Annotated in this window: 11 protein-coding genes; 2 read left to right on the top strand and 9 right to left on the bottom strand. The window is 74.4% G+C overall.

All coding sequences use genetic code 11. The features are described from left to right. Positions 1-75 precede the first annotated feature (75 nt). The 3 genes from ACFVXH_RS36070 to ACFVXH_RS36060 all read right to left on the bottom strand — a co-directional run bounded on the left by ACFVXH_RS36070 (position 76) and on the right by ACFVXH_RS36060 (position 2,713). Entirely contained in the window at positions 76-459 is a 384-nt protein-coding gene (locus tag ACFVXH_RS36070) for a VOC family protein (RefSeq protein ID WP_387830347.1), read from the bottom strand. A gap of 180 nt (positions 460-639) precedes the next feature. Continuing rightward, the gene (locus tag ACFVXH_RS36065) at positions 640-2,262 is read right to left on the bottom strand and encodes an LCP family protein (RefSeq protein ID WP_387830345.1); all 1,623 of its coding nucleotides are present in this window, start codon (positions 2,260-2,262) and stop codon (positions 640-642) included. Further along, a complete protein-coding gene (locus tag ACFVXH_RS36060; protein ID WP_049656675.1) occupies positions 2,255-2,713 on the bottom strand; it encodes a DUF6542 domain-containing protein in 459 nt (152 codons plus the stop codon). The genes ACFVXH_RS36065 and ACFVXH_RS36060 overlap by 8 nt, the downstream gene beginning before the upstream one ends. Before the next feature lie 325 nt (positions 2,714-3,038). Between ACFVXH_RS36060 and ACFVXH_RS36055 the strand changes: the two genes are divergently transcribed. Continuing rightward, a complete protein-coding gene (locus tag ACFVXH_RS36055; RefSeq protein ID WP_049656674.1) occupies positions 3,039-3,704 on the top strand; it encodes a TetR/AcrR family transcriptional regulator in 666 nt (221 codons plus the stop codon). Between the two features lie 50 nt (positions 3,705-3,754). Here ACFVXH_RS36055 and ACFVXH_RS36050 read toward each other — a convergent pair whose 3' ends face one another. The 5 genes from ACFVXH_RS36050 to ACFVXH_RS36030 all read right to left on the bottom strand — a co-directional run bounded on the left by ACFVXH_RS36050 (position 3,755) and on the right by ACFVXH_RS36030 (position 10,230). Beyond that, positions 3,755-4,462: a hypothetical protein gene (locus ACFVXH_RS36050; RefSeq protein ID WP_079272758.1), complete on the bottom strand. Its 708-nt coding sequence runs from the start codon at positions 4,460-4,462 to the stop codon at positions 3,755-3,757. 281 nt (positions 4,463-4,743) lie between these two features. Beyond that, complete coding sequence (locus tag ACFVXH_RS36045) at positions 4,744-5,310, bottom strand: RICIN domain-containing protein (protein WP_074005532.1); 567 nt, start codon at positions 5,308-5,310, stop codon at positions 4,744-4,746. A 35-nt stretch (positions 5,311-5,345) separates the two neighbouring features. Beyond that, on the bottom strand, positions 5,346-6,215 hold the full coding sequence (locus ACFVXH_RS36040; protein ID WP_387830340.1) for a peptidoglycan-binding protein: 870 nt from the start codon (positions 6,213-6,215) through the stop codon (positions 5,346-5,348). A gap of 42 nt (positions 6,216-6,257) precedes the next feature. After that, positions 6,258-7,163, bottom strand: a complete 906-nt coding sequence (locus ACFVXH_RS36035) for a CAP domain-containing protein (RefSeq protein WP_387830337.1) — start codon at positions 7,161-7,163, stop codon at positions 6,258-6,260. A gap of 133 nt (positions 7,164-7,296) precedes the next feature. Further along, a complete protein-coding gene (locus ACFVXH_RS36030) occupies positions 7,297-10,230 on the bottom strand; it encodes a BTAD domain-containing putative transcriptional regulator (RefSeq protein WP_387830336.1) in 2,934 nt (977 codons plus the stop codon). A 153-nt stretch (positions 10,231-10,383) separates the two neighbouring features. Between ACFVXH_RS36030 and ACFVXH_RS36025 the strand changes: the two genes are divergently transcribed. Then, positions 10,384-11,826 (top strand): BTAD domain-containing putative transcriptional regulator, encoded by a 1,443-nt coding sequence (locus ACFVXH_RS36025; RefSeq protein WP_387830334.1) that lies wholly within the window; start codon positions 10,384-10,386, stop codon positions 11,824-11,826. 47 nt (positions 11,827-11,873) lie between these two features. On the opposite strand, the gene ACFVXH_RS36020 is transcribed toward ACFVXH_RS36025, so the two are convergent. Next, a complete protein-coding gene (locus ACFVXH_RS36020) occupies positions 11,874-12,368 on the bottom strand; it encodes a hypothetical protein (RefSeq protein WP_049661190.1) in 495 nt (164 codons plus the stop codon). Positions 12,369-12,810: the final 442 nt, after the last annotated feature.

The raw sequence follows: 12,810 nt of genomic DNA, 5'->3' as shown, positions 1-12,810 counted from the left end.
TCCGACCGTCCCGTCGGAGCGAGCGACGCCCCCTGTCCCGACCGGGACAGGGGGCGTCGTCGCCTGCTCCTACCGCTACTGCCGCTCGGCCCACTCGACCAGTTCGACGACCACCCCGTTCGGGTCGACGACCTGGAAGAGCTTCTCGCCCCACGGCTCCTCGCGCAGCGGCAGGGTGATCACGACCCCCTCCTCGCGCAGCCGCCGCTCCTCGGCGGCGATGTCCTCGACGACGAACGCCAGGATCACGCCGTCCGCGATCCGGTGGCGCTGGTCCTCGGGCAGGACTTCGAGGCCGCGCCGCAGGTAGACGACATTGACCCCGCCGCCCGCGTGCGCGAGCGAGACGAAGCCGTCGGCCGACATCTGCTCGGTGTAGCCGAAGTGCCGCTGGAGGAAGGCGGCGGAGGTGGTGACGTCCTCGACGGTCAGGGAGACGGCGGTCGTGGTGATCTGCAAGGCGGAGAACCCTCTCGTCGGCATCGCACGGTTATCCCGTACGAAGTACACTATACATAGTACGGAGAATTGCGCCAGGGGTCTCCACGGGAATCCGGGACGGGGCCGGAAACGACGGAGGGAGGCTCCCCGGGCGGGGGAGCCTCCCTCAGGAGGTCGGCGAGGCCGGTGCGGCGCGCGTCAGTAGACGCAGGGGATGCCGCCGTCGGACTGGGCGTCGACGGCCGGGCCCTGCATCGGCAGGTTGGCGGCCGGGTCGGTCGGGGCTCCGCCGGCGGGGGCGGCGGGCTTGTCGGCGGCGACGCCGGTGAAGCCGGTGCCGAGGGTGACGACGACGTGGTCGGCGGCGGTGGCGGCGGACGCGGTGGCGGTCACGCCGTAGCGGGCCGCGACCTGCTCGGCGGCCTCCTTGGCGCCCTTGCCGTAGGTGACGGTGGTGGTCTTCGGCCGGGTGGCGGCCGAGCCGGTGCGGCCCTCCTTGAAGCCCAGGCCGGCCAGGGCCTTGGCCTCCTCGGCGGAGGTGACCCCGGCCGCGGAGGAGGCGTTGAAGACGTCCACGGTGACCGGCCCGGCGGCGGCCGGGGGCGTGGTGGCGGCGGGGGCCTGGGTGGCGGGCGCGCCGGAGGGGGCGGCCGGGTCGGCCGGGGCGGGGGCGGCGTCGGCGTAGCCGAAGAGCTGCTTGACCACCTTCTGGACCTTCGCCGGGGTCACCAGGTTGACGTCCTGGCCGTTCTTGGTGCCGAACCCGTCGAAGGTCAGGGTGTTGAACTCGACGTTGCCGCCGGTGAGGTTGGGGGCCTGCTGGGCGAAGTCGAGCACGTTCCACTCGTTGTCGATCACCAGGTCCTTCTGCATCACCCCCATCAGCTCCTGCATCTTGCCGAGGTCGCCGATGACGCCCTTCTGCTTGAGGTTGTGCACCACCGAGGAGATGAAGGCCTGCTGGCGGTGGGTGCGGGCGAAGTCGCCGGTGTTGCCGTCCGGGCCGTCGAGGTTGTGGCGCTGGCGGACGAAGGAGAGCGCCTGGGAGGCGTTGAGCTTGTTGACGCCCTTGTGGAAGTCGGCCCCGGAGCCCTGGCCCTCGATGGCCGGGTCCTTGGTGTCGTGGGTGAGGCAGACCTCGATCGGCTGGAGGGCCTTGGCGATGTCGTAGAAGCCCATCAGGTTGACCTCGGCGATGTGGTCGATGGGCTGGTCGAGGAACTTCTGCACGGTGCGGATGGTGGCCGCGCGGCCGATGTCCCGGCCGGCCTTCTCCAGGTCGGCGCCCTTGAGGCCCTTGGCGCGCAGACCGGCGTCGGCCTTGTCCTTGGCCGCGCCGTAGGCCTCCTTGATCTTGGCCATGCCCATCTGGGAGCCGTTGGCGTCGTAGGTCATCACGTAGTCGTCGCGGGGTATCGAGACGGCCTGCACCTTGCCGCCGTTCGCCGGGATGTGCAGCAGGATCAGCGAGTTGGTGTTGTAGCCGCCGATGTCGGAGCTGTGGCCGGCGTGCAGCTCGTCCTGGACGAACTCGGGCGGGAGGTCCGTGCCGTCCATGTTCTTGCGGCTGTCCAGGCCGATCAGCAGCAGGTTGACCGAGTTGTCGAGGTGCTTGGGGGCGTCCTTCTTGGTCTCGGCGATGACGCCGGAGGTGGTCATCCCGTCGGTGAGCTGCTTGTACTCGTACCAGACCACCCCGCTGGCGGCGAACACCGCCAGGCCGACGGTGCAGGCCACCACCCGGCCCGCGACCAGGGCGGGTGAGGGGCGGCGGGGGCGGCGGGCCTCGGCGCCGCCGTCGGTCCCGGGGTTGTCAGCCATGCTGCCTCCTCCTCGCCCGGACCAGCCGGACCGCGATCACGATGACGGCCGCGGCCGCGGCCTCGGCCATCACGGGAAAGCCGTGCACCACCCACTTCGCGGCGCCGGTGGCCAGGCCCTTGCCCTGGTACCGGTCGCGGTGGGCGGTGAACTCGACGACGGCCGTCACGCCCAGGACCACCAGCGGCGAGGTGGCGAGCACCCACCACCAGCCGTTGCGGCTGCTCAGTGCCGCCGCCAGGCCGGTGCCGAGCACCGCGGCCACGGCGAAGACCAGGCCCATGCCGGGGCCGGAGAGCTCGTCGACCGCGGCGCCGGCCAGCGGTAGTCCGAGGGCGAGGGCCGCCGGCAGCGCGGGGCCGCCGGGCAGCGGGCGTATGTGCCCGGCCGGTTTGTCCGCCGCCCGTCGGCGCGTCCGCTGGTCGGCCGACCGTCCTCGCTGCCCCGCCACGCCCTCACCCCGGTGTTCCCGTGTTCCGCGCGCCATGGTGGCGCCTGCGCCGCGTGCCGTCCGTCGGTTTCGTCGGTCCGGAACTCTGTTCGTGGCGCTGCCAGTTCCGGACGCCGGTTGCCGGTCGGCCGGTTCCCGTGCGGGGGTCCGGCCACCCGTGATCGGGGGAGGCGCTTCCCAATGTCTTCTACACGGGTGTAGAAGTCGTACGCAGCATAGAGCACGTCCGTTCGGCGGGACGTCCGGGTCTTCCGTGGCCTGGATAAACTACACCGGGCAGTTTCTGAGAGGGTCGGCCGGTGCGCCGACGGAAGAGGAGAGGGCCGTGGCGACGACGGGCGGAGCGGGACGGCCGGAGAAGCGCGAGGCGATCACCCGGGCCGCGACGGTGGTGTTCGGCCGCGAGGGGTACGTCCGGGCCAGCATGGACGCGATCGCGGCCGAGGCCGGGGTGTCCAAGCGGACGGTCTACAACCACTTCGGTGACAAGGAGACCCTCTTCCTGTCGGTGGCCCTGCGGACCTCGGCGGAACTGACCGAACGCATCGACGGGTTGATGGCGACGTACCTCGGCCGGGTGGTGGACCTGCGCCGGGACCTGATCGACTTCGCCGTCGAGCGGGCCCGCGCCGTGCTGTCGGCCGGGGAGCACGGGGCGCTCGGCCGGGCGATCCGGGCCGAGGTGGCCAACATCCCGGCGGACGTCCTGGAGGCCTGGCTGGAGGCTGGCCCGGTCGCCTCCCAGCGCGCGCTCGCGCAGCACGTCGAGGCGCTCGCCGGGCGCGGGCTGCTCGCGGTCGAGGACGCCGCCCTGGCCGCCGAGCAGTTCACCCTGCTGACCTTCCACGGCGTCGCCGAGCGCTCCTTCTGGGGCGCGCTCCCGGTGGCGGACGAGGAGGTCGAGCGGATCGCGACGGCCGGCGTGGACGCCTTCCTGCGGATCCACGGCGCGCCGGAGGCGGCGGAGGCGTCCTCGGCGGCACGGGGCTGAGCCCGCCCGGGCGGGAGCGGCCGGCCGCTCCCGCCCGGACCACCCGCGGATCACTTCCAGTTGAGGCCCTTGCCGAGGGTGTACGGCTCGCCCCAGTACTCGGCGCCCGCGACCTTGGAGGCCTCCGGGGACATCGCCACCGCGCAGGAGGTGGCGGACTGGCCGTTGGTGAAGCCCTTGGGCAGCGACTCGCTCTTGCACTTGGCGAAGGAGCCGATGACCATCAGCTCCTGCGCCTCGGTGCCGTCCGCCAGCAGGCCCTTCATGTGGCTGACGCTGGTGTAGGAGAGGTCGGTGCCGCCGGCGTTGGTGACCTTGTAGTGGATGTAGTACGGCACCAGGCCCTTGGCCTTGTCGCCCAGGTTCAGCGGGGCGAGGTCGGCCGGGTCGCCCTTCTCGATCGAGGTGACCGCGAGCGCGATGGTGCCCTTGGTGCTGCCCGAGCTGAACGGGACGGTGGCGGCGTCGCCGAGCTTCAGCGTGGTCCCGGCCGCCGGGGCGCTGCCGGCCGGCGCGGGCGCGGTGGCCGAACCGGACCCGGCGCCGCCCGCCGGGACGGAGGCCGAACCGGAGGCGGCCGGGGTGGTGGCCGCGGTGCTCGGCGAGGCGGCCTGGGTGGCGGGCGCACCGGTCGCCGGCGGGGTCTTGGCGGTGTCGGACGACGAGGCGTCGTCGTTGCAGGCGGTCAGGGTGAGCGCGCCGACCGCGGCCAGTGAGGCCAGGGCCAGGGCGCGACGACTGCTGCGGATGGGCTTCACGTGATGTCCCCCGTGGTAGCGGACCCCCGGTGCCGGTGGTCCTCCTGAGGGACGTTCATAGCGCAGCGCGAACGAGCGGGGCCATGGCTTCGACGCGTCCTTGACACGGTCGTGACGAGTCCCTCGCGCCACCGTGACAAGGGATGCCGAGTCGTGATCAGCCGCCCGGACGGGGGGCCGGCGAGGGGCCGACCGGCGTCGGCGCGGGGGGCCGTGGGGCACCCGGAGGAGACCGGGCCCGGTCCGCTCGGCCTGGAGAGCGGACCGGGCCCGGTGGTTCGTCAGCCGAGCAGCCAGCGCTGGGCCGGGGCGGCGGGGTCGCAGGAGGCCACCCCGGTGGCCTGGCCGCCGCCGTTGGAGGTGAGGCACTGCCCGGTGGCCGCGTTGCGGACCAGGTACCAGCCGTGGTCCTCGTCGGTCAGCCGCCACTTCTGGTTGGCGGGCATCCAGTCGCCGGCCGGCCGGTTGAGGCCGTCCAGTCCGCCGGGGGTGTCCCAGAGGTGGACGGCGCCCGAACCGGTGTCGAGGTCGATCACCTTGCCCTGCCCGTGCGCGATCGCCGTGGTGCCGTCGCAGTACTTCCAGAACGACCAGGTCTGCGCGGGCGACTGGTTGGCCGGCCAGACGATGATCGGCTGACCGTTGGCCTCGACGTTGTGGAAGAGGTCGAGCGCTCCGGCGCCGGAGCCGTTGTTCACGGCCGCGAAGGCTCCCACGGACGGCGACAGGTCGCAGGCGCCGGCCTGTGCCGCCTGCGCCGCCGGCGCGCCGGCCACGACCGCCCCCGCGACGGCAGTGACGGCCCCGAGCGAGGCGAGGAGCCTGCGGGTACGGGTGGTGGTTCTCATCGGGTCTCTCCTTCTGGTGTGGTGGGCGGGCCGGCTCAGCCGCGCGGGACCGCGAGCGCGGCCCACTGCTTGGGGCCGGGGACGCCGTCGGCGTCCGCGCCCGAGTCGCCGAGCTTGTGCTGCCAGTTGCGGAAGGACTCGCGGTCCGCGTCGGACCACTCGGGGCCGGGGCCCTCGGCGTAGGCGGAGCAGCCCTCGGCGACGAGGCGCTCGCCCATCCGGGTGATGACGTCGCTGTTCTGGCCGTCGTGGAAGAAGTCGGCGCCGGGGAAGGGCTCGTAGCCGTCGCCGCCGTCGCCGCCGTCACCGCCGCCGCCCGCCGGAGCGCCGCCGCCGGACGGGGCCCCGCCGTCGGGGCTGTCCTCCGCGGAGGCCTCCTGCCCGAAGTAGAGCGCCCCGGGCCGGTCCTTCCACTCCGGGTCGGCGAGGACCGCGCCCTCGGCGAAGTCCGGGATGCCGTAGCCGTAGACCCAGTCCGAGCGGCGCTCACGGGTCTTGAGGTAGACGCCGTCGCCCTCGGCGCTGCCGCCGTCGTTGGTGTTGCCCTCGACGGTGGTGATGGTGGAGCTGGTGTAGGCGATGCAGATGCCGGTGTGGCTGCCGCCGCCGGGCCCGAAGAAGACCTGGCCGCCGATCACCGGGTACTCGGTGAAGCGGTCGCGCTCCTTGAACCAGGCGACGCCCTCCGCGCAGGAGGCGGTCACCGGGAAGCGCCCGGCGTTGCCGGACTGCTCGGCGCACCAGGAGACGAAGGTGGCGCACCAGGCCTCGCCCTGGGACCACTCCAGGCCGGCGACGGCGGGGGAGAACTTCTGGATGTTGTTCCAGTGCCCGCCGCTGCGACCCTCGTGGTAGCCGACCTCGTCTCGGGCGATGCGGATCAGGTCCGCCGCGTTCGAGGACATGGGTGTGGACTCCTTGTTCTTGGAAGGGTGCCGGTCGGGGTCTCAGGCCTTGCCGAAGGTCTGCACGTAGCGGCCCCAGTTGCCGCGCTGGCGGGGCGCGTAGCCGATGCCGATGTAGTTGTAGTCGGGGTTGAGGATGTTCACGCGGTGGCCCGGGCTGTTCATCCACATCTGCATCGCCTCCGGCACGCTGTTGCTCGGGGTGACGTTCTCGGCGGAGGAGCGGGAGACGAAGCCGGCGGCCGCGATGCGGTCCCAGGGGGAGCTGCCGTCGGTGCCGTTGTGCTGGGTGAGGTCGTGCGAGGCCATGTCGTTGGCGTGGCGCTGGGCGGCCGCGCTGAGGCGGTCGTCCAGGCGCACCGGCGGGGCGCCGACCCGGCCGCGCTCGGCGTTGACGGCGTTCAGCATCTCGGAGCGGAAGTCGCCGCCGCCACCGCCGGGCTGGGGCTGCGGCTGGGGCTGGGGCTGCTGCTGGCCGCCGCCGCCGCTGATGCCCCCGGCCGGGACGAGCTGCCAGCGCTGCGCCGGGTTGCCGTCGTCCTGCCTGGAGAGGGTGAGCGGCGAGCCGGGGGCGGCCGCGGTGAGGTAGAGCATGCCCTCGTTGGTGCGGGTGGTGCGGATGCGGACCCAGTCGTTGTCGAGGGGCTCGAAGCACCAGTGCTGGTTGGGCTGGTTGTGCTCGTTGTACAGCCAGGCCTGGCCGGTGGAGTAGTTGAAGTCCATGACCATGGCCTGGCCGCCGACGTGCTTGCCGGTGGTGAGCTGGGTCTCCAGGAGGAAGCTGCCGTTCTCCTTGGCCCAGAAGGTCCAGCCCTGGGCGGTGGTGCCGTTGGAGCCCCAGGACTGGACGGCGGTGCCGGCGGCGGTCTGGCTGGAACGGACGTCGGCGACGGTTCCGTTGGCGGACTTGATCGTCCAGGTCTGGCCGTGCTGCGGGAGCGTGGGCATGGTGGCGCCTCTCGTCTGTGGTGTCGCCCCGGGCCGCATCCGCTGCGGCCCGGGGCCTGACGAGAGAGACGTTCCTGCACGGCGGTAGACGGCCGGTCAACACGCGTGGCCGGTGCCGCCGTTGATGCCGTGTCTACCGCGCCAGAAGGGCCCTGACCTGCGCCGATTCCTCGGTGAGCCCCAGCCGCTCGTACACCTCCAGGGAGTCCGTCAGACAGGCCCGGGCCTGGCTCGGGCGGCCGAGGCCGGTGAGCGCGGTGCCGAGGGTGCGCAGCAGGGCGCCCTCCAGGGCGGGGCTGGTGCGCCGGGCGAGCGGGAGGACCGCCTCGGCCGCGTCGACGGCGAGCAGCCAGCGGCCGGCCTCGGCGTGGATGCGGGCGGCGAGGTCGCCGGACGCGGCGGCGAAGACGGTGACCTGGAGGGCGGTGAACTCGTCGCGGGCGCCGACCGCGTGGTCGAGCGCCGCCTCCGGGTCGCCGCACAGCCGCAGCACCCGGGCGAGGTAGTAGCGGCCGATCGCGGCGGAGACCGGCCCCGAGTCGCGCATCAGGCGGGCGCTGCGCTCGGCGGCCTCCCGGGCCTCGTCGAGCCGGCCGGTCTGGGCGCAGCTGAAGGCGAACTCGCCGAGCGCGCTGCCCTCGGAGCGTCCGGCCCCCAGGCGGTGGAACAGCCCGGCGGCCCGGCCGGCGTGTTCGGCGGCCTCGGCGTAGCGGCCGTGCACGCGGGCGTTGCCGCCGAGGGTGAGCAGGGCCTTGGCGAGCACCCGGTCGGTGCCGGTGGTGGTGCAGACCTCGACGGCCCGGCGGATCTCCTCCACGGACTCGGCGTAGCGGTTGACGTGCCAGAGCATGCTGCCGCGCACGTACCGGGCGAGGGCGAGCGGGCCGTGGTCGCCGCGTGCCTCGGCCTCGTCGGCCAGGCGTTCGGCGAGGTCGGCGATGACGGTGGTCTGGGTGCGTTCGGCGAGCACCGCGCCCATCCGGTCGGCGAGTTCGACGGCGCGGTCGAGCGGCAGGGCCGGGTCGGCGCAGCTCAGGGCGATGACGGCGGCGTGCACCTCGGCCTGCTCGCGCATCCAGCGCACGGCCTCCGTGCCGTCGGCGACGGGCCGGCCGGGGTGTGGCACCGGCACGTCGAGCAGGCTGAGCTCGACCGGGTCGGGCTTGCGGGCGGCGACGTCGGCGTTGCGGGCGGTGGCGAGGCAGAAGTCGAGCAGCCGTCCGGTGGCCGCGGTGCGTTCGGCGGGGCCGTCCTCGGCGGCGAGCCGGCCGCGGGCGTAGGCGCGGACCAGGTCGTGGTAGCCGTACCGGCCGAAGCGGGGGGACTGCAGGAGGTTGAGGTCGACGAGGGTTTCGAGGAGTTCGTCGGTCTCGGCCTCGGTGCGGTCGAGCAGGACGGCGGCGCAGGGCAGCGGGATGTCGGGGGCGTCGGGCAGGGCGAGCAGCCGGAAGGCGCGGGCCAGTTCGACGTCGAGGCGGTGGTAGGAGAGCGCGAAGCTGGCCTCCACCGTCCGTTCGCCGTCGCTGAGTTCGGCCAGCCGGTGCTCCCGGCGCAGGCCCTCGGCGAGGGTGGCCAGGGTGAGCGCGGGGTCGGCGGCGAGCCGGGAGGCGACGATGCGGACGGCGAGCGGCAGCAGCCCGCAGGCCCGGACGACCTCCTCGGCGGCCCCTGGCTCGGCGGCGACGCGTTCGGCGCCGACGATCCGGGTGAGCAGTTCCAGCGCCTGCCCGGGCGGCAGGGTGTCCAGGCGCAGCTGGTGGGCTCCGGCGAGGCCGGCCAGCCGGTGGCGGCTGGTGACGAGGACGGCGCAGCCGGGCGAGCCGGGCAGCAGGGGTTCGACGTGGCCGGGGGTGGCCGCGTTGTCGAGGACGACCAGGACGCGCCGCCCGGCCAGGGCCGAGCGGTAGAGCGCGCTGCGCTCCCCGGTGTCCGGGGGGATCTCGCCGGGGGCGACGCCGAGGTCCCGCAGGAAGCCGGCGAGCACCGTGCCGGGGTCGGGCGGGGTGCGGTCGGCGCCGCGCAGGTCGGCGAAGAGCTGCCCGTCGGGGAAGCGGTCGCGGGTCCGGCGGGCCACGTGCACGGCGAGGGTGGTCTTGCCGACGCCGCCCATGCCGTCCAGAGCGGAGACCACGACGGCCCGTCCGCCGGCGCCGGCGAGGCGGTCGGTGAGGGCCTCGACCTCCTCGGTGCGGCCGGTGAAGTCGGGCAGGCCGGACGGCAGCTGGTCGGGCGCCCGCCAGGTGTCGGCGGCGCCGGGGGCGTCGGCGGCGGGCCCGGCCTGGGCGGCGCCGGCGGGCAGCAGGGCGGCGTCCTCGCGCAGGATCCGCAGCTGGAGCTCGGCGGGGGCGTCCTCGCCGGGCGGGAGCGAGGCGCGGGCGTCCTCGTACACGGCGAGCGCCTCGGCCTTGCGCCCGGCCTGGTAGAGGGCGCGCATCAGGACGGTGGTGAGCCGGGGGCGGCCGGGGTGCTCCAGGGCGAGGGCGGCGATCGCCGCGGTGAGGTCGGTGCGGTCGCCGAGGTCGGCGTCCAGCTCCAGTTCCGTCTCCTTGGCCGAGACCCGCTGTTCGGTGAGGCGGGTGCGGACGGCCTCGGCGTGCGGCCCGGGCAGTCCGGCCAGCGCCTCGCCGACCCAGAGCCGGTGGGCGCGGCGCAGCACCTCCCGCACCTCCCGCGGCGGGGCGCCCGCCTCGCGCAGCCGCTCGGCCTCGGCCAGCAGCGCCTCCCAGGCGGCGGCGTCCACCTCGCTGCCGGGCGCCCTGAACGCGTAGCCGTCGCCGACGCGCACCAGCGGCATCCGGTCCGGGTCGTCCCCGGCGTACGGCCGGAACGCGGTGCGCAGCCGGGAGACGGCGAGCTGGACGGCCTTGCGCGGGTCGGCCGGCGCGGCCCCGCCCCACACCCCCTCGACCAGCACCGGGACCGACACCGTGCGCCCGGCGGCGGCCAGCAGCACGGCGAGCACGGCCCGCTGCTGCGGCCGGCCCAACTCCAGTTCCAGCTCCCCGTACCAGGCCCGCAGCGGTCCCAGCAGTCCGAACCGCAGCCCGGAACCCCCCATGTCACCCATCTACCCGTCCCCGAAAGTCGTCCTGCGCCGGGATCCCGCCAGTTCCGTCCGGACGGTGGGCCCCCATACCCCGGCGGCCTATGCTCTGTCACAGATTGTGCACCGGATCGTGCACAGGTTGTGCACCGGATCGAGGGCTTCGAGGGGTGGGCCGTGGGGCTCGTTTTCAGCCTGCTGGGGTCGCTGCGGGCCCGGCACGACGGTCGTGAGCTCGACCTCGGCCGACCGCAGCAGCGGGCCGTGCTCGCGGCCCTGCTGGTCCCGCCGGGGCAGCTGGTGTCCACGGATCGGCTGGTCGAGGACCTGTGGGGGGCGGACGAAACCCGCTGGCCGAAGGATCCGGTCGGGCAGATCGGCACCCACGTCCACCGTCTGCGGCGGGCCCTGGGCGAGCCCGGGCTGCTGGTCGGAGCGGCGGGCGGCTACCGGCTGGAGGCGCCGCGCACGGCGGTGGACCTCTTCCGTTACGAGGCCGAGGTGGCGGAGGCCGTCGCGCTGCGTCACCAGGATCCCCTGCGGGCGCGCGAGTCGCTGGCGCGGGCGCTGGGCGCCTGGGAGGGGCACCGGGCGCTGGACGGGGTGCCCGGGGCGTTCGCCGAGCGGGTCCGGGAACGACTGGCGGCCGGGCGGTTCGCGGCGGTGAAGACCCTGCTAGACCTGGACCTGTCGCTCGGCCGGCACGCCGAGGCGCTGGAGCCGCTGGCCGGGCTGGCCGCCTCGCACCCGCAGGACGAGGAGGTGCACCGGCTGCACCTGCTGGCGCTGCACCGCTGCGGCCGGACGGCGGAGGCGCTGGCGGGGTACGAGGCGCTGCGTGAGCGGCTGGACGGGGAGCTCGGTCTCGAACCCGCCCCGGCACTGGTCGAGCTGGCCGGGCAGATCCGGCGCGGCGAGGCCCCGGTGCTGCTGCGGCGGCTGCCGAGGCCGAGCCAGCTGCCGCCGGACATCCCGGACCTGGTCGGGCGGGCGGCGCAGGTGCGGGAGGCGGAGCGGGTGCTGCGGGCGGCCGGGGCGCCGGTCCTGGGGCTGTCCGGTCCGGCGGGCTGCGGCGCGTCGGCGCTGGCGGTGCACGTGGCGCACACCGTCCAGGACGCCTTCCCGGACGGTCGGCTGTACGCGGGCGGCGGCGGGGCCGGTGTGGTGCTCGCCGGCTTCCTGCGGGCGCTGGGGGACCGGCCGGCGGCGGGCGCGGACGTCGAGGAGCTCGGCGCGCGCTACCGCGGGCTGCTCGCCGGGCGCCGGGTGCTGGTCCTGCTGGACGGGGTGGCCGAGCCGGGCGTGCTGCTGCCGTCGGTGCCCGGCTGCGCGGCGGTGGTGGCGGGCGCCGAACCGGGCACCCTGCCCGACGGCGCCGTACGGCTCGCGGTGGGACCGCTGGAGCCGCACGACGCCTACGAACTGCTGGCCCGGATCGCCGGCGCGGACCGGGTCCGGCGGGAGCCGGAGGCGGTGGCCGAGGTGGCCGCGCTCTGCGGCCACCTGCCGGTCCTGCTGCGCACGGCGGCGGAGCGGCTCGCCTCCCGGCCGCAGTGGTCGGTGGCCGACCTGGTGCGGTGGCTCGCCCTGCGGGCCGACGGGCCGGGGCGGGCCCAGTAACGCCGGCTCTCCCGGCGACCCCGGCCTTCTCGGTGACCGGGGCCGGTTCAGTAGAGGTCGGAGGAGAAGAGGACTGCGCCGGGGACGGGGCCGGGGTTGGAGGAGTGGGGGATGCGCGGGATGTCGTTGCCGCCCCAGTAGACGCCGGAGGTGCCGCTGGCGGTGACGGTCAGCTTGGCGTGCGGGTGGCCGTAGGTGCCGGAGGACCAGCAGGCGGCGCCGTTGGCGGAGTAGACGACGAAGTTGCCATCGACCTGCATGACGGCCTTGTAGCCGCAGCCGACGGTGCCGCTGGCCATCTTGACTTGGGTCCCGTACTGGTAGACGACGAAGTTGCCGTCGGGCTGCATGATCATCCGGGTGGAGCCGGACTCGATGTACCAGCCCTGGTAGAGCGGCTCGTCGTCCCAGATGGAGACGTGGTCGACGGCCCGCTCGATCGCGGCCTCCGCGGTACCGGTCGACGCCACGGTCCCGGCCAGGGCGAGCGCGGTGGTGGCGGTGGCCAGGGCGATCTGCCGGAGGGTCTTCGTCGTCTTCATGTACCCGTGCCTCGTGGTTCTCTCGTGCGTTCGCGCCCGCCAGGTCCTCGGGGCGCGGTGTGGCACGACCTTGGCGGAAGGCGGTAGACAAACGATGAACGCCGCCGTTTAACGGGGTCCGGGGGCCGGGCCGGCGGGCCGGGGCCCACGGCGGGACCAGGGGCATTTGGCTTGGGCCCGGAGTGGGAGTAGTGTCTCCTAGTCGCCTGACAGGGAGCACCGGACACGCAGCCGCGCGGACGGTCCCGGGGTGGCCAATCCTCTGAAACACCACTTCCCGGTTCAGGCCGGGTCGCTTCGTCGTTTTCGCGTCGCGGCCTGGTGCGCATTCGGTGTGCATGTTTATTGGGTTGCGGTCGGATTCGCTTTTCGGAGCGGGGATCGGCTAGAGTTTGAAACGTCGGACAGGGCGTCAAACCCCGGAAGACACCGGCGAGTTGGA

Origin of the sequence: Kitasatospora sp. NPDC058184, from assembly GCF_042883725.1 — a bacterium.
Lineage (GTDB): Bacteria > Actinomycetota > Actinomycetes > Streptomycetales > Streptomycetaceae > Kitasatospora.
This window is presented reverse-complemented; position numbering and strand designations above follow the sequence as displayed.